14 protein-coding genes are annotated in these 23934 nt (G+C 33.9%); 2 read left to right on the top strand and 12 right to left on the bottom strand.

The genetic code is table 11. The features are described 5' to 3' along the window. Window positions 1-154: 154 nt before the first annotated feature. On the top strand, window positions 155-1270 hold the full coding sequence (locus MKY04_RS04305) for an IS4 family transposase (protein ID WP_126296411.1): 1116 nt from the start codon (window positions 155-157) through the stop codon (window positions 1268-1270). 129 nt (window positions 1271-1399) lie between these two features. Here MKY04_RS04305 and MKY04_RS04300 read toward each other — a convergent pair whose 3' ends face one another. From MKY04_RS04300 to MKY04_RS04275, 6 genes are all read right to left on the bottom strand, one after another. Next, window positions 1400-1990: a TetR/AcrR family transcriptional regulator gene (locus MKY04_RS04300; RefSeq protein WP_346235383.1), complete on the bottom strand. Its 591-nt coding sequence runs from the start codon at window positions 1988-1990 to the stop codon at window positions 1400-1402. Window positions 1991-2201: 211 nt separating this feature from the next. Continuing rightward, a complete protein-coding gene (gene murJ / locus MKY04_RS04295) occupies window positions 2202-3722 on the bottom strand; it encodes a murein biosynthesis integral membrane protein MurJ (RefSeq protein WP_346235382.1) in 1521 nt (506 codons plus the stop codon). Between the two features lie 41 nt (window positions 3723-3763). After that, window positions 3764-4858, bottom strand: a complete 1095-nt coding sequence (locus MKY04_RS04290) for a glycosyltransferase (protein ID WP_126293572.1) — start codon at window positions 4856-4858, stop codon at window positions 3764-3766. After that, window positions 4858-6000: a polysaccharide pyruvyl transferase family protein gene (locus MKY04_RS04285; RefSeq protein ID WP_346235381.1), complete on the bottom strand. Its 1143-nt coding sequence runs from the start codon at window positions 5998-6000 to the stop codon at window positions 4858-4860. The genes MKY04_RS04290 and MKY04_RS04285 overlap by 1 nt, the downstream gene beginning before the upstream one ends. A 307-nt stretch (window positions 6001-6307) precedes the next feature. Then, the gene (locus MKY04_RS04280) at window positions 6308-9037 is read right to left on the bottom strand and encodes an S-layer homology domain-containing protein (RefSeq protein WP_346235380.1); all 2730 of its coding nucleotides are present in this window, start codon (window positions 9035-9037) and stop codon (window positions 6308-6310) included. A gap of 264 nt (window positions 9038-9301) precedes the next feature. Next, complete coding sequence (locus MKY04_RS04275) at window positions 9302-10792, bottom strand: O-antigen ligase family protein (RefSeq protein WP_346235379.1); 1491 nt, start codon at window positions 10790-10792, stop codon at window positions 9302-9304. Between the two features lie 191 nt (window positions 10793-10983). On the opposite strand from MKY04_RS04275, the gene MKY04_RS04270 reads away from it, so the two are divergent. Beyond that, on the top strand, window positions 10984-12996 hold the full coding sequence (locus MKY04_RS04270; RefSeq protein WP_346235378.1) for an S-layer homology domain-containing protein: 2013 nt from the start codon (window positions 10984-10986) through the stop codon (window positions 12994-12996). Between the two features lie 572 nt (window positions 12997-13568). Here MKY04_RS04270 and MKY04_RS04265 read toward each other — a convergent pair. The 6 genes from MKY04_RS04265 to MKY04_RS04240 form a co-directional block, all read right to left on the bottom strand. After that, a complete protein-coding gene (locus MKY04_RS04265) occupies window positions 13569-14555 on the bottom strand; it encodes a nuclease-related domain-containing protein (RefSeq protein ID WP_346235377.1) in 987 nt (328 codons plus the stop codon). Window positions 14556-15261: 706 nt separating this feature from the next. Next, complete coding sequence (locus MKY04_RS04260) at window positions 15262-16476, bottom strand: ISL3 family transposase (RefSeq protein ID WP_346234469.1); 1215 nt, start codon at window positions 16474-16476, stop codon at window positions 15262-15264. A 155-nt stretch (window positions 16477-16631) separates the two neighbouring features. Next, entirely contained in the window at window positions 16632-18557 is a 1926-nt protein-coding gene (locus MKY04_RS04255; RefSeq protein WP_346235376.1) for an N-acetylmuramoyl-L-alanine amidase, read from the bottom strand. 268 nt (window positions 18558-18825) lie between these two features. Next, entirely contained in the window at window positions 18826-19740 is a 915-nt protein-coding gene (locus MKY04_RS04250; RefSeq protein ID WP_346235375.1) for a C40 family peptidase, read from the bottom strand. Between the two features lie 224 nt (window positions 19741-19964). Then, entirely contained in the window at window positions 19965-21086 is a 1122-nt protein-coding gene (locus MKY04_RS04245) for an S-layer homology domain-containing protein (RefSeq protein ID WP_346235374.1), read from the bottom strand. Between the two features lie 239 nt (window positions 21087-21325). Further along, window positions 21326-23776 carry an S-layer homology domain-containing protein gene (locus MKY04_RS04240; protein WP_346235373.1) on the bottom strand — a complete coding sequence of 817 codons (2451 nt, stop codon included), beginning with the start codon at window positions 23774-23776 and terminating at the stop codon, window positions 21326-21328. Between the last annotated feature and the right edge of the window lie 158 nt (window positions 23777-23934).

Genomic DNA, 23934 nt, shown 5'->3' with positions numbered 1-23934 from the left:
TTGACTAATGAAATCACTAGTGTTGCATTAATTTAAATTCACTATTAAAAATACTCAAAATGTTCAATATTATTATTTTATGCAAAGAAAAAGTCCTTTATAATGGATTAGTCAGGTGGTAACCCGTCCAAATCCACTAAAAAAGGACCATCACATGGACAAGATTACACGAAAAACTTCATTTGGACAATGGTTTTCACCTATAAATCTTCAATTATTTGAAGAAAACGTGAAAACGATGAAATTAGATTACTATACGAAAAAATTAACGACAGAGTCATTTCTAAAATTACTACTTTTTGCGCAGCTACAAGAAATTGAAAGTCTGCATGCGCTGGGTGATTGTCTTTTCGATGACCAGCTTCAAAAAGGGATAGACCTTGATTCTATTAGTATTTCTCAGTTGTCACGGCGGTTAAACGGCATAAACCCTGATCTATTTCAAAGGCTTTTCCTTGATTTAGTGTCACAAATTCATGCCAAAACGCATTACACGAAACTCGTGATGCCGTTAAAAATCATTGATTCAAGCACATTGCCACTTAATTTGACCAATCATAAATGGGCTAAATTCCGCAAAACAAAAGCAGGTGTAAAGTTACATTTGCGCCTTGTGTTTATGGAAAAGGGTATATCCTATCCTGAAAAGGCCGTTATGACAACGGCAAAAGAACATGACCGTGGTCAGCTTGAAATCATGGTGGATGACAAGGAATGCATGTATGTGTTTGACCGTGGTTATCTAGACTACGAGCGCTTTGATCGCATGACTGATGATGGCTACTTCTTTCTTTCACGGCTACGCAAAAATGCAGTCATACGGAACGTTTACGATTTTAAGCTACCCAAGGATACAGCTGTTTTATCAGACCAAATGGTGTTGATAGGTACGACTCAAAACCGTGCTGAAAATTACTTTCGGCTTCTAAAAGTGATTGACTCAAAAGGAAATGAACTTCATTTAATTACAAATCGTTTTGATTTAAGCGCCGAAGAAATTTCAGAAATGTATAAATCACGGTGGGCAATTGAGCTGTTTTTTAAATGGATCAAACAACATCTCAGCATCAAAAAGTTCTACGGTCAAAGCGAATGGGCGATTCAAAATCAAGTATTTATCGCACTAATTGTTTTTTGCCTACATGTTCTCGTACAAATCGAGACCAGAAGCAAGCGAAAAACCTTACAGATTAGCCGTTATCTAAGGGCTGCATTGTGGAAACCAGCGAATGTTTGGCTTCGAAAGATTGAAGGAAAAGCCATCCCTTAAATATGCAAATTGTCGTCGTTGCAAAAGTCTAATTGTAAATAAATTTCCAAATGGATGGGGACACCTTTGATTGGGTATTTACTTTTTTGCCTCTAAACAGGGAAGGTGAGTAAACTGAAAATTATGACACTATTTATGCAACACTAGTGTAATGAAATAAATATTTACAATGTCTTCAGCTAATTGTTCTGGTTCACGAAGCTCTGTAAATAAAGCCGTTAATGTTAACCTTTCAACAGCTCCTACTATCATATCTGCAAAGATTTTAACTTCAATTTCCGAGGAAAAATTAATCTCTTGATTTTCCTGCAACTTATCAGATAAAGCTAGAGCAAATTTTTCCTTAATAGACTCTGCTTCAACTGAATCATAAAAACCAATTTTCGTTAAAAATAAATTACCAGCAAAATAAGTAAAGATTTTCACTAAAGCTTCTTTAATGTTATGAATAAAAGAACGATTTGCTGATGGTTTATTTTCTAGATCATTGTGAACAATTTCAAAGAAGTTGTTTTGGAATTGTTCAATTAAATCTTTATATAAAGATTCTTTACTTTGGAAATATAAATAAAATGTCGGTTGAGTTAGATTTGCCGCTTTAACAATATCACTAATTTTTGTTTCATGATATCCGTTAGTAGAAAAAAGCTCTATTGCTTTTTCTAATAGTAATTTTTTACTTTTTTCTCCACTAGAGTTTACTTTTCTTCCTTTTGGCACATTAACTCGCTCCTCTATTCAAATCTTTACAGATAATTTACTAGTTTATTCCATTTCCAATTATCCTAAAATTATTATATATTAAAAATAATTAGAATAAAAGGATTTAGTCATAAAATTGACAATTTTATCCTTTAGAATAGTTCGAATATAATAACTGTAAGTAATTTAACTATTTCCGACTAGTTTTTTATCCTACTATATATGAAGACTACTTGTTACTTTTTAATAACTTATTTTTAAGTTTCACAATAGTACCATGTACTTCTTGAAACTTTAACAAATAAACCAATACACTATAGCTTACTAACGACAATAAAAGTGTTACAAAGAAGTGAATCCATTTGTAATCAATTACAATAAATTTAGAAATAAGCCATGCAACAACTACAAATGCGATTGTTAATACGCCGAATTTTACAAATTGGAATAGGTTGCTTTTTACAATGTTCAGTTTATATTTACCTTGTAAATAGGCAACTAGCAAAATAAAGTTAATTACTGCACTAATTAAATTCCCCCATGCAACCGCTTCTGCACCTAGATTTCCGATTAAAGCATAGGTAACAGCAATATTGACACCAAAAACAGTAATCAAGCTAAAAATAACAGGTGTCATCGAATTACCTTTTGCATAGTAAAAACGAGTAATATAGGTATTTGCAGCCAGGAAAAACATCGTTAAGCTGAAAATTTGTAATAATGGTGCTGTATACGCTGTTGATTCTTCATTAAATTTCCCATATTCAAATATAATTTTTACAATAACTTCTGATTGGAAGAAGAAATACATCGAAATAGGCATAACAAGTAAAAATAACATACGTAAGCCACGAATATATAATGCTTTTACTGATTCTTCATCCCCTTCTCCTTCCTTTTTACTTAAAAGAGGATAAATTACTGTCGTAACTGCCGTCATTAAAATGGCCTGTGGGAACTGGGAAACCTTTGTCGCATAGTTCATTGCTGAAACAGCACCGGCATCTAAAAAATTGGTGAAAAATCGTTGGAGCAAAACATACATTTGGGCAGTTGCCCCACCCAACATAATAGGTAAAGATACCTTCCAAAGTTCCTTTTGATCATCAGCTAGACTAAAACTAGGTTTAAACGACATATTCTCTAGTTTTCTAACACCAAAAATTAAAAATCCAATCATAAAGATGGCACCTATCAATGCCCCAATACCATATCCAATTGGTCCAATAAAGAATGATAATCCTACTGAAATGACTAAAAATGAGAGATTATAAACAAGAACAGAAAAACTAGATAAGTGGAACTTTCCTTGAACGTTTAAAATACCACTTAACCAAGTTGATAAAACAAGCATAATTGTAGATGGCATCATCCATTGATAAAGTGATTTTAATAGCTCAAACTCTCTATCTGTCAGATCTCTAAAATAAGCATGCAAAATAAAATCATCAAACACCATAAAAATAAGAGTTATAACAGCCATAGATACTACGATTGTTGTAAATGTTCTACTTATATAATCTCGAATTGAACTTTTTGTTTTATGATAAATAGAAATAAAGGCAGTAGTAAATGCACCGCCAATTACTAAATATAAAAAGTTTGGGATTGTATAGGCGTTAATAATACTATCTGACATATCTGTTGTCCCAAATTGAATCCCGATAATTACTTCTCTTAAAAAGCCGAAAAGCCGCGCAATAATATTAATGATTGCAACTGCTCCGATGATTTTCAAAAATCGTTTCAAAATATGATCATTCCTTTAAATAACGAAACGTCCGTTATTATTTATTTCGAATAGCTTTCATATAAATTAGTTAATCGTGTAATAATTTCTTTTGAATCATGAAGCTTAAGCAGTTCTTCAATTCTTTCATTATTTGCATGGACAGCGCCATTTTGCTGAATTACTTTCTCGAATTCTACATATAAAGCGTCAGCATTTTTCGGCGGAACAAGCACCCCTGCACCATCCTGCAGCATGTAGTGAAGTCCCCCAACATCAGAAGCTATTACCGGTGTTCCACATGCAAGTGCTTCTAATGCAACTAATCCTAATCCCTCTATGTAAGATGGTAATACGAATACATCTGCAGCTTGAAAATACCTTGTCAGCTTTTCTTGTGGCATTGGCTCAAGAAAATGGATATTCTTACTTTTTGCAGCTACCTCTTTCATTCTACTGGAGAATGAAACATTTTTTGTTGACCCTACACAATACAACGAAGCACGATTTTCATATGTTTCATCTAATTTCAAAAATGCCTCGATTAATTCTTCTACACCTTTTTCTTGAATAATATTGCCAACAAATAAAAAGTTCACTCGTTCAGGATCCATACCTAAGTTTTGGGCAGCTTCCTTTTTGGATTTAGGTTGGTGAAAAACATTGCGATCAATTCCCATACTCATTACAGAAATGCGGTCATCTGGAACTTGAAAATCTCGCTTTATATCTGCAGCCAATTCTTCTCCAACTGCGATAACATGATCTGCATGCTGCAGTATTTTTTCCGTATAACCCTTTATTCGAGCACTTTTCTTTGCCATTTTATTAATATCCCCGCCATGAGCAGTAACAATATAAGGAACGCCATAACGCTGCTTCAGCCAATAACTAAACATGCCACTCGGGAAAACGTAATGACTATGTGAAAGTCCAATACTTTTTTTATTTTTGCGAAATACTGATAGAACTTGAAGAGCCCAGCTTGCATATTTCTTCAGCACATTGACTTTACCTGTATTAGGATTTGCATTAACAGCAAGCACAGTGTCAATGCCTTGTCCGTTCAATTGCTCCACTTGATTTTTGACAAAAATACCATAGGAAAGATGCTCTTTTGATGGATACATATTGCTTATGACAAATACTTTTTTCATTACTTTTTCGCACCTTCTACAAGTAATTTCAATCCAAGGCTTGATTTTTCTTTAAAATCGTTGTTTGTTGAAGAAGCAAGATTTATTGCACTTTGCCAATCATTGTTCATTTTTGTAAATAATTGTGTGAAAGAATCATCACTTTCATGTAATGAATCAATTGGCAGCGAATACTCGCCTAGTCCTGCCATTTGTAAAAAGTCGTTTACTTTGGTATGATACGAAACACCGATTATTGGTGTCTTAGCATCTGTAGCTAAAATAAGCGAATGTAAACGCGTTCCAATTAGTACATCAAAGGTAGCAGATAAATCTAATATTTTCTGAGGTTTCAAATTATCATCAATAATTGATGTGTTAGCAACATGCTTCATTTTGCTTTGAATATCTTTTGTAACATCTGCATCCTGAGGATATTTCGTTGCAAAAAATGTGATTTCTACATTAAATGTTTCAATCAATTTATCTAAATTTTTTGCCATACCGTCAATGTAGTTGTTATAAAGTGTTTCATTTCCCGTTGGCCAGTAAGAAGCATTATAGTATGGTACAGCTGTTACCCCTACTTTTTTAGGAGCATCACTGTAACCTGCACGCTCTATTTCTAAACTAAACGCCGGGTCCCCAATTACATGCACATCACGTTTTACGCCAATTTCTTTTAGCAACTGCTGTGATTTTGGATCACGAACAGAAATATTTTGGGCATGTTTTGCCATGTAGCGAATAAACCATTTTCCTAAGCCAGTATTTAAAGGACCTGCTCCACAACCATAGACAACATATGGTACGCGTGAATTCTTCGCCATCATAGCATAAGAACCGTAAAGAGGAGCTTCTCGCTTATACAAATCCATTAAAATACCGCCGCCGCCAATAACAACAAAATCTAATGTTTTTACAACCTCAACATTTTCTTTATACGTTTTAAAGAATGTTTTTGCTGCATTTCCATTTTTGTAATAAAGCGGGTAGCTTTCTACACCATAATGTTCTGCTGTTTGCTTCGGATTATTGCTAAACACCGTAATATCTTTTGTTTCTATTTCAAATGCTTTTTGGAGCTGGCGGATAATGCTAAGTAAAATTGCCTCATCCCCATTGTTATCATTGCCATAGTTTCCTACAATACCTATTTTCACTTATTTCTCATCCTTTTATGTTTCAACTTTTTCTTCATCAAATTGGTGTATTACACTCTATAACCAATGCCAATTCATTGCAATAATTATAGGTGATTTTAAAATTATATTTTCAATTTAGAGTATAGCATATCACCTATTGTAAATGCCCTTTTACAAACGAAATTTGACAACCAAAAGTTTCAAAACTGTATGAAAGCCATTCTAGAATCGGTGCCGCTCGCATTGGAATCACCTCATGCACATTAACAAAGTAAAAGGCTGTTCAGATTCGATCTCTGAACAGCCCTTTTTAACGAATTCTTTTTTATTTCGTCATCGCACGATACAAGAATAGACTGAAGTGTACACGCGACACTGCAACTCCCGGCTTATACGTATTATCCTCATAACCAGTTGTAATATTATTTGCAGCTAGTGTATGAACATAATCGTAATACCATTGCTCTTTACTTACATCTTTGAATTTTGAAGTAGTTGTTCCTGTTAAATCATACGCTTCAACTAAAATTTTCGCCATTTGTGCACGTGTTAATTTTGATTCAGGATCAAATGAACTAGAATCTTTTCCACTCATAATTCCTGCATTAACAATGGCTGCAATTTCTTTGTAATATGGATGACTTGTTGGAACATCCTTGAAACCAGGGTTTTTCACATTTGTTGTATCAAGCTTTAAGGCACGAGCTAATAAAACTGCTGCATGTGATCGTGTTAAAGCATTTGTAGGTTTAAATGATCCGTCTGTATAACCATTAATAAACCCGCGATCAACTAAGTACTTAATTTCATCTTTATTAACATTTTCATTGCTTACATCTGTGAAAATTGGTTCTTCATAAGATGTTTTATATACTGCTTGTAATTTATCAAAGTAAACTGTTCCTGCTTTTTGTTTCGAAACAGTTGGTTGTGCTAGATAAATTGATTCAAATGAAACTGGTCTAGCAATATCATTTGAAATAGGTGCTTCGATATACTTCCATCCTGTCCATGTTTGGCCATTTTCTGCTGTAAAATCAACTGGATGTCTTTCTCCTGATGCGTCACGTATATATCCTCTTACCCATGTCTCCTTGCCGTCACCATACATCCAAACTCCGATTTTCAATGGATTTCCTGGTAATTTAACTAAGGAATTCAAACGTAAATATGTTGCGGCAGTACCTGATTGATTTCCTGTCATATCATAAGAAAGCTTAATTGAATATTTGCCTTCTTTACCATATTGTTTTGAATCAATTGCTGTATGACTTCCTTTAGATAATGCAGTTTCTATGCGCCAATCAGCGGCTTTTTCAAAATTATTGATTGCAAAAGTAGTACCTGTATACGTTTCTTTTACTTCGATATCTTTTGAAACAGTTTTAGTACCTAAAGTAGCTACAATCTTCCCTTTGCCGTATTTACCATTTGATTTAAATAAACCTGTACTGCTAATTGTTCCGATATCACCTTCTACCTCCCATTTTAATTGTGAAGGCGAGTATACTAAATTGTTACCTTTCGCATCTTTTGCAGTAGCAGTAAACTTCATTGTTGCACTTGGCTCAATGCTTGTACTATCTGAAGAGATTGATAGAGTTGAAGGTGCATCAACTACATCAAATGAAATTGTTTGTGCTGCGTTGCCGTTTTGTACTGTTAAACGCTCAGAACCTGCTTTAACAGCAGTATAGCTAAGACCGCTCACTTCAACTAGGTTTTGTTGAGGAGTAATAGTAAAGTCCTCGTTGCGAATTGTTACTGGGTTATAATGTTCGTCCATTAAGTATTCCGGCGTTAAAGTAACCTTTGAGCCTACTAACATAGAACCTACTTGGTCTCTTGTCACTTTTAAAATCGTTGGTGTACCTGTAGTACCCGTACTTACCGCTTCAAGAATAGCTGAAACTCTACGTTGTGATCCGCCTGATGGACTATTCGCTAACACTACTGTATTGCTTCCATATTTACGGATTCCCATAGTAGTGGAGCCACCGCCATCTAGGTTAATTGCACGGTCTACACCCAGCTTTGATAAGTAAGTTGCAAATTGCGCAATCGTCATTCCTTTGTCAACCGTTATTAAATGCACTGTTTTTTTGTCAGCACTAATTGCAACAGCCGTTCGAGGAGTAACTTGTCTTGCACGCGAACTTGATGTATCCATTGTAATATTAACTTTGCCATCATAGATTAATAAAGGTCCGCTAGCCATAATATATTCGGCATCTTGCCATTTTTGATTAATATTAAATGAAACTGAAATTTGTTCCCCAATTTTAATATTTTTAAATTTTTCAAGCATAGTCCCATTTACAGATAGGACAAATCCATTACGTGGAATTGTTGATTTTGTTGCATCACCATATTGACGAATCGATTTCACCGTACCTGTTAATGTTTGTCCAAATTTTGTAGCTGAAACAGTTTCAGGTGTTTCAACAATGAATTCCATACCAAATTCATTTGTCGGTGTCTTTGAACTATGGTGCTGTGGTGTATAAACAATTCCTTGGTTGGCATCTCTTGTTTTATTTACACCGCTAATCTCAATATTTTGACCGTTGTATTGAACAATAATATCACTATTATAGTAATCAATTTCAGCATTCCCATTTGCAGTAATCCCAAAGGCGATTGGTTCACTTACATAGTATCCTTTTGAACTCGAAAGAACTTCTGGTGTTACAATCGTATTATATTGGGAGATTAAATACATTGGGTACCCATCGCCCATATTAAAGAAGTTGGCATTAATTGCACCAACGACACGATTCCCTTCTTTTGAATCACTATTTGCACGATTCGTAAGTGTCATCACTGAATTAATAGGAGAAGGAACACTTAGTTTTAACTTTGTATAAGGATTCGATAAATCTACTTGTAAATGATTCACTGGTTTACTTGAATATGTATAATTTGAATACTTTACTCCTTGTGAAACTGGATATGAATCATTGGTTGTTTGAAAGGCGTATCCTTTATTCCCTCCAACCAGTACAAACGTTACAGCGAGTAAAAAACTTAAAACTACTGTTATCTTCTTTTTCATAATGCGTATGCTTCTATATTTATGACGAAGCAATCCACCATCCTCTCAAATTCCTTATATGTTTAAAGATAACAAATTTTCTATTCTTATTCTATAAATCTATTGTTACAATTCAATAATTAATCTATTACATATCACCTACGAAAAAAAAAGCAGCTTCCTATGTAAGAACTGCTACGAACAATTTTATAAATTATAGTATCCTGAAACTTACATACTAAAAGGACAGCCCTTAAAAAGAACTGCCCCTTTAGAATTTTATATTTAATTTGACTGTTCTCGTTCAGTTTTGCTTAATTCTAACATCGGGTAATAATTTCGCACCACAGAGTAAATTGCAAGCAACATGAAGAAGAACATCGTATATACTTTTAATTCCCAAATGTTGTAAACACATCCTGCTGCACTAGTTGCAAACCATAATGCAAACATATATTGGCCAAATGTAGTTTTTCGATCTTGCCAGAACATCCAAAGCATTGTTAGCAAGAATCCTGCAAAAAGAATTACGCCAATGGCACCAGTTTCAGCAATAATTTGAATGTATTGATTATCTGAGTAGAAGTTTTTACCGCCATAAATATCAGAACGGATTTCATACTTCTCATAAATCGGTGAATCGTATGACAATGTTGCTGAACCACCAAATGTCCCAAATCCAGTACCTGTTACTGGGTAATCGGCAAATACCTCAAATCCTTTTTTAATATAGAAGAAACGTCCACTTTCGTTCATTAACTCCAAGTTTTCTGAATCAAACGTTGCATCAAATCGACTTTTAAAACCACCAACCGTAACTTCTCTTCCTTCAGGATTTTCAATGCCAATTGATTGCATGATGATTAATGTTAAATTTACAGGTGCATAGACAAAAATAATCGCTGCAATTCCTGTAATTACGAATTGTTTTAAAAGCTTCCATTTTCTCGAAATCAATACAAAGAATAGAACAAAGACAAAAGTTGAAATCCAAGTTCCACGTGATAACGTTAAAAGAAGCAACCCTGCAGATGCCACTTGCGAGATAATTAATATGATCTTATATTGCCCATCTTTATAAGCCCATCGAAGGAAAAATGCAGCACCTATTGCAAAGAACATAATAAGTGATAATGTATTTGGATTATTTACTAGTCCATAAATACGAACTACGTTTGTGGAAGATAACACTTTGTCAGACCATGCTTCAGGCATCCACATTGTACGCAGCGATAATTTTTCAACAATCCCTTGTACTACTAATATCAAACTTGAAAATACCGTAACCCATGCAAGCTTCACAAAGAAGTTACGCGGTAAATAGCTGCGACTTAGAATGTAATATAATAAATACATAATGATAAATGTACGTACTTGGAAAATAATCGCATTAATTGATACACCTGTGAAATAACCAATAATTGCACCAAAAACTAAAAAGATAAAGAAAAACCATTCAAACTTTTTAAAATGAAACCATGTTTTCCAATTTTTCAAATTAAATAATAATAATCGGAAAAGAACAACAAATGTTATTAAGTCTCCGATTAATTTCATTCCTGCATTTATCTCAATAAAGAATGAGCGGAAGATTACATATGGAATTAATACCACTAAGCTTTGGAATGGTTTAAAGAAAGCAAACAAAGCAAAGAAAATGGATGTGCTTATTAATGCTATGGTAGATGGCAAAAGCGTAGCAGCAATCATTACAGCAGCTGCTAATATAATCTCAAGCCACTCTTTTTTTCTTATTTCCGTAGAAATGTCTTTCATTGAATTGTCTATCCTCTCTATTTAAATCTATTTCAACGATTCATCTCGCTTTATCTGTATTTAGTTTACGACGAATTTAAGTATAATATGGATGCAAGTTTATTACAAACCTTTTAATAGTCTTATTTTCTCTATCTTTCTTCTAACAATATTGGTAAAATAAGAGCGTTAAGGAAGGGGTGTAAAATATAGTGGTCAAAAAAATATTAGGATTACTATTTTCTACTATATTACTAATATCCTTTGTGGTACCAAATATCTCCTACGCAAATGATATTAGTAATCATCAGATGAAAACCGAATTAACCTACTTCGCGAATAAAGGTGTTATATTACCTGATGAAAAAGGCAATTATAACCCAAATCGTGATGTAACTCGTGGAGAATTTGCAGCATATATTGCTCGTGCTTTGGAGCTGCCCAACTCATCTAAATATACATTTAAAGATTTAAAGAGTGGGACACGATTAACCCAAGAAATTCAAAATGCTGCAGCTGTTAATATTTTAAGCGGGTACCCGGATGGTACATTTAAACCAAATCAAAAAATAACACGTCAGCAAATGGCTGGTATGTTATATAAAGCTTTGCGTTACTTAGATGTTCCTTTAAACAAGGCTCCTTTAACGTTTAAAGATAACTATAAAATTAGTTCTTCTTTTACAGACGCTATAGCTAACTCTGTTTATTATAACATTATCCGTGGTGATCATACTGCAAATGGTGTGTATTTTAAACCAAAAGAATCTGCAACAATTGCGCATGCAGCAGCTTTCATTTATCGTACGCTCGCAATTGCTGACAAATATGGACCACAGGATGAAGAAGATGATGATCAGCCAACGCAAGAACCAGGAGATTCGAATTCATCAAGTTATTATATTGGAAAAGTTTCGAAAGGGACTATTACTAAAAACCCAACTATTTATACATCTTATGAACAAGCGCTAACAGCATATAATGCTTCTTCAGGTGATGTAAACTTGATTTTCAAAGGCGACAAAATTGTCAAGATGTCTAGTGGACTAGCTTACGCAGCCGATACGACAGCAAATACTACTTCTATTTACTATAATAAAAATTTTACAAATCAAATTACTTACATTACCGAAGGCCGTGAATTGAAATATAACGGAACGGCTTCAACAGGTGAATATTTAATTGTTCAAGTTGGAGATATCGTAGGTTACGCAAAGCCTTCAGATGTTAATTTAATCCCAGCTAGTTTAATTGAGGGTCGAGATGAATACTACGTGGAAGACTCTCTATTAACACACCGAATTTACAACCATGTTAAAGGTGCATATGAAGGGAAATATACAGTTGGACCAGCTCCATCATTTATGCAAGCAGGTGCAACTTACTATAGCTTTGACGGAGTTCATTTCTATAATTCTAATGAAAAATTAGTAGGAACATACTTCCCTTACTTCCAGTTTGCTTCAGTACGCAAACCAAGCAATTATACGGCTGAAGAGTTGGATAAGATTATTATTTCAGAACTCGAAAATCGTGAAGCTTATGGCGGTGCACAATATAAAGATGCAACAACAAAGTCAAAATTAATCGGATTAGGCAAATTCCTGAAGGAAATGGAAACAACTGAGCATATTAATGCATTATTCGTATTAGCAGCTGCAATTCACGAAAGTAATTATGGTATGAGTGCAAATGCTCAAACGAAAAACAATCTTTTCGGAATTAAAGTTTATGATGGCGACGTTCAACAAGGAGAAAAATACAAGGCTCCTGCAGATAGTGTGAAAGCATTTGTAGTACACTACATGCAAGAAAGATACGTTCCTCAAAGTGCACTATATCCATTTGGAGCAGTTCCAGGCAATAAAACAACTGGTATTAATGTTTACTATGCATCTGACCCACATTGGGGAAGTAAAATTGCAGGCCATATGTACCGAATTGATTCTAAGTATGGTAAAAAGGATTACGGTGTAGGTAAAATCGGTATGGTCTTAACTGGTTCAGGATCAGTAAACACACGCTTAGAACCTTCAACAAGTAGTCCATTAGCATACTCATACAGACAAAAAAATTCAGGTGAATTAGAACAACTAGGATACCCAGTTATCATAGTTGACGAAACACAAGCTTCTGATGGCACTTGGTACAAAGTATACTCTGATGATAATAAAATCGCAGAATACGTTTGGATCCGTTCTGATTTAGTAGAAGTGTTGGATTAGTACTTTAATAGTCTCATAGAGCAAGTTTCATTTTATGAGCATGTTGAAGTAAAATAAGAAATAAAGGACTTCCTTAAGCTTTTGATGCTGGAGGAAGTCCTTTTTTTATTGAGAAATTTTGTGAGTTTTATGGAGCTTTAATTTACGTGAATTGTTTTTTACGTGGTTTTACTTATTATTTACGCGGTTTGGTTGTTATTTACGTGGTTTGGTTATATTTTTACGTGCTTTGGTCTTGTTTTTACGCGGTTTCGATTTTTTACGCGGTTTTACTTATTATTTACGCGGTTTGCTCGTACTTTTACGTGCTTTGCTCATATTTTTACGCGCTTTGGTCTTGTTTTTACGCGGTTTCGATTTTTTACGCGCTTTTACTTATTATTTACGCGGTTTGCTCGTACTTTTAAGTGCTTTAATCTATTTTTTACGCGGTTCTGACCTATTTTTACGCGATTTCTATTTTTTAAGCGTTTTTACTTATTATTTTCATGGTTTACCTATGCTTTTACGTACTTATTTGTTTTTTATGAGTTTTTACCCAACTTTATACGAATTTATTTTAAGAGATTCCTTCATATATTAATTCGTACTATTTCCTTGACGTTATTTCCATTCTCCTTAATAGATTCGTTTGTAAAATCTGGCGGAATCGTATATACTCTTCCTTTTTTATTCCCTTCGAAAGGCAAGTTTAATCGAGTTAAAATTCTTGCTGCTATATCTTGTGAAGGAATATTAAAAAAAGTTCTAAATTCTTTATTTCTAATTTTATTGTCTATTAATAAACGATAGTCCTTCAAACCGGTGAAGAGGACTTCTTTCCCCTTCTTCCCACAGTTATTACAAATCCAATTTCCATGGTAATATTTCATTGGTTGTTTATGATTACAGTTATCACAAATCATTCCCCTTAATAATTTATCTGTCTCTAGCTCAAATCTCCAAATCCGTGGATTGTGATGTTTTATTAATAATTCTACAATTTCATTCAATCTTTTTGGTGAAATATTATAATTGGAATATTTTTTAGTAAGAAGTTCTATATGTTGGTGTATGCCACTTGCATGAAAAATAGGGATATTTCCAGGTGTATTCCCAATTATTGTTGAAGAGTTTGATATAACAATTGCATATTCAATAGGTATTTTTAAATTGAAACTTTGAAGATATCTGGCATGACGAAGAACTTGATCGATTGGATTATAAAATCCTTCTTTACTTCCATCATTTCGTGTTCTTAAGAATTGATGTTTCTCATACTCAAAATCAAGATGCCCACTGATATTCTTAATCTCTAGTATTAATAAAAAATTTGGACAGATATATAATGTATCTATTTGATGGTTTTGCAGTTCTAAATTGTGTAATAAATAATGTGATTTGTGAGTATTTATTTGACTCCATTCTTTATCAACTTTTTGTTCCCCATCGTATCCTGACTTTGTACGAAAGTAAATATCATTGTAATAATCATAATTTGGATCATTATCAGGTAATCTACGTAAAATTGCTTCTAAAACCTCTAATTTTTTTGGTTTTTCACGTGCAAGAATTATCAAACAATCACCTCTTTTTAGAGGTATTTTATACCAATTTCCCTTTGAAATTAATAGCTTTGTAGAAAAAAATTATTTCGATAGTATTTTTATATTTAAAATTTGTAATTCATACAAATTAGCAATAATAAGGTATTAAATGTACTTATTTATATAATTTCATGATGTATTGAAGGCTTGAATTTTAGTTTTATTTATTTTCTATAAACTATTGCTATTTTAAAAGCCCTCTCAGCTCAAGATTATACTGATTTATTTTTAACGCGATTTCTTTTCTTTTTTATGTGAGATGATTTTTTTACGCGGTTTTACTTATTATTTACGCGGTTTACTCATATTTTTACGTGCTTTGGTCTTGTTTTTACGCGCTTTCTTCTCTTTTTTACGCGGTTTCGATTTTTTACGCAGTTTTACTTATTTTTTACGCGGTTTTACTTATTATTTACGCGATTTGCTCGTACTTTTACGTGCTTTGCTCATATTTTTACGCGGTTTCTTCTCTTTTTTACGCGGTTTCGATTTTTTACGCGGTTTTACTTATTATTTACGCGGTTTACTCATATTTTTACTCGAGTTCAATTTTTATTCGATTCTTTTTATAGAGAGTTATTTTTTATGCATAATTTTTATTATTTCTAGCTCTAATCTCTCAAAACAAAAAGGTTCTATGTCAAATGTTGGGGTGAAGTGATATTACACGGCACCCCGATTATCCTAAATGAACCCCAATTTTCTTATATAAATTATTTAATAAAATTTTCGCTTTAAAGTGTTCATAGCTTCTAAAACCATAAGCATTGCGCTTCAAAACTTTTGATTTATTATTAATTCCTTCTAAAAAACCATTTGAATATCCAAAACTTAAACTATTTAAAATTTCAACTTGCCAATTTTTTAGCGTTTGAATAGCCTTTAAAAATGCCGGAATATTTGCTTCTTCTACCTTTCGGTAAAAGGCTTCTAATCTTTTTTTTATTTCTATCAAATCATTTGAAGTTTTTGCCCAATCAAACCATTCGCAGTAAGCTTCTTTTAATTCATAGGCTTGCTTTAGTTCCTTCGACATTCCTATGTAACGATTTAAGTACCAACGATTCGTTTCTGTTAACTTATCAAATCGTTTATATAGTACATGACGCATTTTCTTACATTTCTTTCGATCATATGCATGCCATTCTTTTTGAACATTTCGACGTACTTCATCTAGTGCCCAGTAAATATAACGACAATAATGAAAGCGATCCGCAATAATAATCGGGCGATTTAACGCCTTCCTAACTGCTGCTTTAAAGCTTGGATTCATGTCCATAACCACAATTTCTACATCTGCACCGTATTTCATCAAGTAATCCTTAATGGTTTCTTTTCTACGATTTGGTAAAATATCAATTGGTTCATGTGTTTCCGCATTGGCAATAATTAATTGATAAGTTCCCGCATCGGTATCTGCTTTATATTCATCAATCGCGATACATTTTGGTAAATGAACCCCTTCATTTAATTGTTCCTTTACTACTTCTTTAAAGCGACGAATCACTGTTGAGCTTGATGTACCAAGTACTTCAGCTGCTTCTTTAAATGTTTTTGCCTTTATTGAACGGATTCGTACAACTTGATTCCATTCTTTCGAGAAACGTTGATATTTATCCACGAAAGGGGATTTTTCTGAAAAACGTTTCCCACATTGGCATACATAACGACGACGTTTATAAAAAAGGACGGTTAATCGTTCAAACCATTTTAAATGATTAATTTTTTGAATTCGATAATCATGGACTTTTGATGTTATATTCTTGCATGCCGGACATTGATGTTCTTTTTTTGGTATGGAAACGTGTAGAACAATACGTTCCCCCATCTCCTCCACCTTATGAACAGTTACACCTTTTAATCCTGGAATATTCATGTTAAAATTCATTTGCACGTATCACCTTTCATTGCTTGTTTCTAGACAATTCAAGTATATAGAAATCGGTGATTACGTGCTTTTTTATTTATGAATTTTTTCAAACCCCAACAAATATTATAGAGCCAACAAAAAAAGAATCTCCGCATTACTTAACACGGAGATTTCTTCTTTTATTTTTTGTAGTATTGTACGATGCCTTTGTAGATAGAGTCTGCAAAGATATCAACATACTCGCTGCTTATTAGTTTTTCACGGTCCGATGCATTTGTAACAAATCCTAACTCTACTAACACAGAAGGCAGAAGTAAGTTTCGAACTACAAAGTAATCTTCGCGTCTTACACCACGGTCCACCATACCTGCATTATTTACAATTTGAGAGTTAATTGCGCTTGCTAGGCGGTAGTCTTCTTTTTCGTTTTCATTGCCTGAAATACTATAGTAAGTTTCAGTTCCACTTGCTGATTCGCTTGATGCTGAGTTTACATGGATACTTACAAATACTTCAGCATAATTGTTTTGTGCAAAGTCTACACGATCTTGTAAAGTTGGATACGTGTCTCCAGCGCGCGTCATATATACTTTTGCACCAGCTGCCTCTAGTTTTTGCTTTACCTTTGTAGCTACTTTCAATACGATTTCTTTTTCAATGGCACCACTTTTTGATGTACCTGGGTCTTTACCTCCATGACCTGGATCAAGGACGATAATTCTTCCTGCTACTGCACTGCCAGATTGATTGATTAAACGTAAATATGTTTTATGTGTGTAGCCATCAATTCCATTGTACGAAATTTTCGCCCAGTTTCCTGAGATGGAATGTACTTCAACATATGTTCCGCGATTAATAGTACCTAATGATTTTGAAGAACTAGATGCTTCCGAACGAATATGCAACGAATCAACTGTTGCCATACCTATTGTATTTGTCGTAAGTTCATTATCTTGATTATCATCGACATTAGGTGGTTGTTCTTCATTTGGTTCTTCTTCTACAGGCTCAATTTCTTTTGTCTGAGAAATGCGGACATAGCCTGGAATTCCATTTTGAATAGTTAAATACCAGTTGCCTACTGTTTTGTAGACTTTAATTTTCTCGCCATTGCTAAATGAACCTAATTCTTTTCCATTAATATCTCTTGTTTTATAAAAAATTACTTCTGATGCATTCGCAAGGACCTCTTTTTCCACTGATCCAACAGGTTGACCATCTTGATCTAAAAATTGAGTGTAGCTACTTGAAATATAAGCATAGCGACCATTGTAGGAAACCTTTAACCAACTGCCTTCAACTTCAAATACTGGCAACTTCGCACCTGTATTTACTTTTCCTATAATATTAGCACTTGTTGAAGATGTTGCTGAGGAACGAACATTTAAGTTATCTGTTGTTGATTTAACAGTACCAATCGCATCCTCTTCATTTGGTACAGTAACTCCTTGAACAGGTAAATCCAGTCTATACTTTTCTTCCGCTGAACGAGCAATAAAAGAAGCAAATTGAGACCGTTTTACAGGTTCATTTGGATTAAACTTTGTTCCAGTTTCGTTGCCTTTTGTAATTCCGTTGTAGTAAATCGCAGCAATGTACTTATAATAAGGATCCTTTGGCGAAATATCGGTAAACGGAACTGTCAAATTTGCGTACTTTTCTACATCTAAATTAAAAGCTTTGGATAAAGTTTTCGCCATTTCGTTGCGAGTTAATGGCGTATTTGGAGCAAATTTTCCGGCACCGTATTCAGTAAAGAAACCTAATTTTACAGCGCTTTCAACATAACCAGAAAGCTCAGGATATAAATCTATTTTTATATCTGAAAATGAAGAATTTGATACAACTAATGGTTCGTGTCCAGTTGATTCAACGACCATTTTTGCAGCTTGTCCGCGTGTAACATAATTATTTGGTTTATAATAGGATTTCCCATTTTCTGTATAACCTTTAATTACACCTAAATCGACAAGATAATTTATCTCTTCATACGCTCCATGCGACGAAGGGACATCTACAAATCGTTGACTAGCACTTACATTATGTATGGTAAACATTGACATGAAGAAGACTACCACAAAAAGACTGACTTTTTTAATAGACAATGCTCCACTTCCTCCCTTCTTTTTTTTCGCATTCCTATTTTATCAAATTATAGCAATATATACATCGGGCTTTTCTACCTTATTTCACATGATTAAACAAAAATCTCGTTTTTTTCTGTTAAACTACAAAATATTTATTATATTTCGACTTATTGTAACACCTATTGTACATGAAAAAAAGGAAATATATGAAAAATTTATAGAAAAAAAGAGAGACACTAAATTTTGTGTCCTCTCCAAATCAAAAGCATATAAAAATGCCTATGTATTATTGTGTTAAACGATCAATAAATACATCCATATGTTTTATCATTACATGATCGTTTAAACCAAAAGTCCCGTCGCCCTTACCGTTTGTAATTTCGTTCGAAGAAAGGATCTGTACGTATTCATATGCCCAATGAGATGCTTTAACATCTGTAAAGTTTTCAGCTTCACCTTGTAATTTCAAGTCAAATGCTTCTACTAAAACTTTTGCAACTTGTCCACGAGTAATAGGCGAGCTTGGATTGAACTTTCCGTTTTCATCTCCTGTAAAGATTCCAAGTTTATTAAGAGCAGTAACAGCTCCTGCATATTTAGAAGTTGGCTTTACATCAGGGAAAGGTGAATTTGTATCAGTTGTATCTATTCCTAATGCTTCAGCTAGTTGTAGAGCTACTTCACCACGAGAAGCATAAATACTAAAGTCAATAGAAGCATTTTTTACTTCTGCAACGATTTGAGTTTTCGTAAAGTTGCCGATTCGTTTAGCCCCAACATATCGTGATCCCCAGTAATATGGATCAGAAATGCTGTCGATTGCTACGCCCGAGCTTGTCGTTGCTGAGATAAAATCTCCACCGCCGATATAAATTCCTACATGTGAAATACCTGATCCAGAAGTATTGAAGAATACTAAGTCTCCAGGTATTAAATTATTTTTAGATACCGATGTACCTTGCTGATATTGTTCTTTTGATGTACGAGGCAATGAAATGCCAAATTTTGAAAATACTAGACTTGTAAATCCTGAACAATCAATCCCATTTACTGTTATCCCACCGTATTTATATGGTGTGCCTATATATTGAGTAGCTGTAGTTTTTAATTCTGAATATGTAGCCGCTTCTGCATCATTTACATTTACACTTGAAAATAACATGAAAGATGCAAAAATCGGTAATAACCATCTCTTTTTCACTATGTATGAAACTCCTTCCAAAAAGCCTAAGCTTTTATTGCTTATCTAAAGACTACCATAGAAAGAAGTTTTGGTATTTTTCATTTGTGTAACGTTTGTTATTAAATAAAAAATACCGAATCTCTATTAAAAGCTAGAGATTCGGTACGTTTGTAAGGTTTTTCATAAAAGTTTTCTATTACGGTCGTAATATGAATGTAATAGAAAGTCTATTATTTTCCATTTTATTTGCTAGAAAACAGTTGAACCCAATAAAAGTTTCCATTTTCATTCGGTTTAATACCAATACCTATATTTGTATAATTTTCATTTAAAATGTTCGAGCGATGTTTATCAGAGGCCATCCACGCATCCATTACCTCTTTAGGAGATTGGAAATTACGTGCAATATTTTCACCAAAGCTCGTATAATCATAGTCAAATAACGTTGCCATATCCCATGATTGTCCATAATATGGTGAATTATGCTCGAAGTAATTTCTATTAATCATATCCTGTGCCTTTATGATGGCAAGCTGATTAAGCGAAGCATCCTGATTTAAAGAAGATAAACCTGCTTTTTTACGCTCCTCATTAACCAATTTAATTACTTCATTTGTCCAATTTGTATAAGAATTAATCGTTGAAATATAATCCTTCGATAAATAATCATAGGCAACTTCTAAACGGTTAATTTTATTGCGAAACTCCATCCCTCTTACCGTTAAACCAGCTAAATGCGCTCTAGAAACATATTGATTAGGGGAAAATGATGTGCTAGTCGTTCCGTTTATAATTTCTACATCTGCCAATGATTCAATATAATTTTTAGCCCAGTAGTTTTTCGAATAATCTGTAAAACTAGTTTTATTCACATTATCGACGGCTATACCAAATGCAAGTGCAATCATTTTTGAAATATGTGAACGTTTCAGAGGTTCAGTTGGATTGAAATATTCGTTATTTTGAATAACACCCAGCTCAGCTAACTTACGGATTTCTTTATAATAAGGATGAGTTGTCGGCACATCCTTAGCTTTTAGCTTAAAAGTAGACTCCAATGATATTCCCATCATTTTTGCGATTACATAAGCCGCTTCTCCTCTAGTGGTATTACGGTTTGGTTTAAATGAGCCATCCTTATAAACTTGCATATACCCTTTATCTACTAGATATTTTATAGAGTCTGCAGCCCAATAACTTTCGCTCACATCTGTATAATAGTATTGCTCCGAATCAGCTAGTACAGTAACATCCTTTTCCGGATTTTTATTATTAACGTTCGATGCGTTCGCTTCAGAATGCAACAAATTGCTTGTTAATAGCAGTGCTATGAAAGTTGAAAGTAATATTTTTTTCAGTATCATCAAACGGCTCCTTTTAATATAGAAGATAGATTTCTGTTGTTTAGAATTCTTAATTCTTATTATAACAGAACTTAAATAAAAGTAATTTAGTTTAGCAGTTACTAGAAACTTTCTTAATTTTCGTCTTCAAAAAAACAACTATTTTTCAACCGTTTCATTCTATGATATTACTGTAAATATTTCAAAACAAAAAATCTCATACCAACCCCTATGGATTGATACGAGATTTTAATAGTTAATTATAATGCATCTGTATACATTGGGCCTTTTGGTAAATACTTAGACATTCCTATCTCTTCTAGGCCATTTTTAATTTTTAGCGTGTAGCCATAATTATTTCTTGATAAATAGCCAGCTTTGGAAGCAATCATTTCTTCAAGTACTGGTAAATATGTTGTATCTATGTCTTTCCAAAGTCGATACGCATTGATTAAATCTTCAAGCGTTAGATGTTGATAGTCTTCTCCTCTAAACTCGCCTTGTTTATTGACACGATACCAAATGTCTCCGTTTGAACGAATCCATTTATTCTTTTCTTTTGCAATTGCAGATTGTATCGCTGTTGCTGTTTTTAGATATTTTGCATCTCCAAACTCTTTATAGGCAATTAATAATAGATTCATTCCACCTAACATATGATTCATGGAAGAATGCGTCGTTACCTCCTGTACAAGCGGGAAATAGTCAGCGATATAATAAGAATCACGATCTACTCGAATAATGTGTCCTGCTGCCTCTCTTGAAACAAGTAAATCTGCATAATTTCGCAAAGGCTCTTTATAATTAGGAACACCAAACATTGCCCCTGAATTATAGTAGAATAAAGCAATTTGCTCGTTAAATCGTGTATCGATAAACGGTGCATGAATGCCGTAAAGTCCTTTTAAATAAGTACTTGTTACTTCCGTTTCCCAATACTTTTTGTTCCCTTTAAATTTAGTTAAACTTACGAACGAGTTGTTCACTAAGTTTTCAAAATAGCGATCGCCTTGTTCTTTATATAAAACTAATGCGCGATCCTCTTTTACTAACAATAAATTTCGTCCGAAGCCCTGATAGGAACTTGGCATTGGTTCAGTTGTAGTAGCCATTTTATTAAATGGACCTTCCGCTGTATACCATTTATTGCGTTTCTTGTAATTTTGCGCTGTTTCAACCATCCAGCTGTTCATGTTTTCATCGGAATTAAATAACTGTTTACTTGAATCCATATACCAAGTATCAACAATATCTTTTCCGTTTGATGTTAAAGTATAGAAAACATACATATCCGTTCCCAGTTTGTTATATGATAGAGCCTCATATTCGGAAATTAAATCCCGCATTAAGCTGCGCCCACCATCCTTATAAGTTTGCACCAATTGTTTTGAACGGTATGCTTGACCAACCATACGCTCGCCGGAAACAGCTCCATCTCGATTTACAAAACGAAGAAGTCCTGTTGGATAACTTGATGAATCATAGCCAAATACATCATCTGGGTTCTTTTTCAGCGGGTAGCGATCATAACGATATAATCGTGAATTTGATATACCCTCTTCTTTTTGGAATAAATCAACTGTCACCTTTGAATTCGATGGATTTTCAAGTGTAGTAAAAACAAACTCATCTCCATTATTTAGATGGCGTACAGTTACTTCTAAAGTTGCACCATCTAAACCAATTGAGTAGTTATAAACTGTGTCCTTTGCTACACCATAAGAAGTAGTCGTTGCCCCTTTGTTGACAATTGTTGTATTTGCACGAATGTAAAGAGGGTTCGTCCCACCTGTTACTTTTGCAAAATTTGCTTCCTTGCGATTTAGCGCAAAATTGCTTGATGCTTCACCAGCTGTTATCGTGAACTGATTTTCTGGGATTCGATTAGTTGCAACTAAAGCACGGTATAGCATTACTGTAAATGTTACACGATTTACTGTTGTTTTCGGATCGAATGTACCATCTTCTTTACCCGTTGTAATGCCATGTTGTGCTAAAATTTTTACGTTTTCTCGATGTGAAGGACTGATTCGATTCCAGTCTTTAAAGGTAATCTGTTCACCAGTATCCTGTAATTCAAAAGCACGTACAATTGTTGTTGCCATTTGCTCACGTGTTAGGCCGTCTGCAACTCCGAATCTCCCATCTGGTTTCCCTTGAAATATTCCTGATGCAAAAGTTCTCATTACTCCTTGTAAGAAGCTTGATTTTGAACTCACATCTGAAAATATTGGTTGGTAAGGAGCAGCAGGTAATTGAAGTGCGCCTGCAAAAAGATTTGCAGCTTGGCCGCGATTGATTTCTAATGCTGGTCGAAACTCTCCATCAGGATAACCATTTATAACGCCCATTTCCACAAGCTGCATAACTTCATTTTTTGCCCAAAATGAATTAGGTATATCTGCAAGCTTTTGTGAAACAGTAATATGCTGTGGTTGTTGAGGAGATATAGTTGCCGAGTCCTCAGTTGATTGGCTGCTATTAGCTTCTGTATTTCCCTCATCATTAGCCTCAACTACATCTGTTGCCGATTGTGACTCGTCTGCTGAATTTTCAATCGAATTATCTTCCGTAGAATTTTCTTGATTTCCTAAATCAACATTATGTTCAGAAATATCTTGGATATCGTCCTCTGACGCACTGACACTTATCGGCAGAATAGTCGAAAGCATTAGTGAGAGGGATATAAGAATTGTAGTAAGTTTCTTCATTAAAAAGCGATCCTCCTGGTGACTATTCTAATACAGTGTTTCGTGTCGAAATATGTACACTCAATTTTTATTATAACATTCCATAAAATAATAGAAATAGTATATAAAAATCAATTGATTAATTTTTAAATGTAAAATTATTATTCTATGAATGTTCG

The sequence above is a fragment of the Lysinibacillus telephonicus genome (assembly GCF_039654155.1).
In the GTDB taxonomy this organism is placed as follows: domain Bacteria; phylum Bacillota; class Bacilli; order Bacillales_A; family Planococcaceae; genus Ureibacillus; species Ureibacillus telephonicus.
This window is presented reverse-complemented; position numbering and strand designations above follow the sequence as displayed.

Bases quoted from the DNA above. Each gene is read 5' to 3' on its own strand.
- MKY04_RS04275 (WP_346235379.1), bottom strand. From the start codon at position 10,792: ATGAAAGACATTTCTACGGAAATAAGAAAAAAAGAGTGGCTTGAGATT.
- MKY04_RS04280 (WP_346235380.1), bottom strand. From the start codon at position 9,037: ATGAAAAAGAAGATAACAGTAGTTTTAAGTTTTTTACTCGCTGTAACG.
- MKY04_RS04245 (WP_346235374.1), bottom strand. From the start codon at position 21,086: ATGATACTGAAAAAAATATTACTTTCAACTTTCATAGCACTGCTATTA.
- MKY04_RS04290 (WP_126293572.1), bottom strand. From the start codon at position 4,858: ATGAAAAAAGTATTTGTCATAAGCAATATGTATCCATCAAAAGAGCAT.
- MKY04_RS04240 (WP_346235373.1), bottom strand. From the start codon at position 23,776: ATGAAGAAACTTACTACAATTCTTATATCCCTCTCACTAATGCTTTCG.
- MKY04_RS04305 (WP_126296411.1), top strand. From the start codon at position 155: ATGGACAAGATTACACGAAAAACTTCATTTGGACAATGGTTTTCACCT.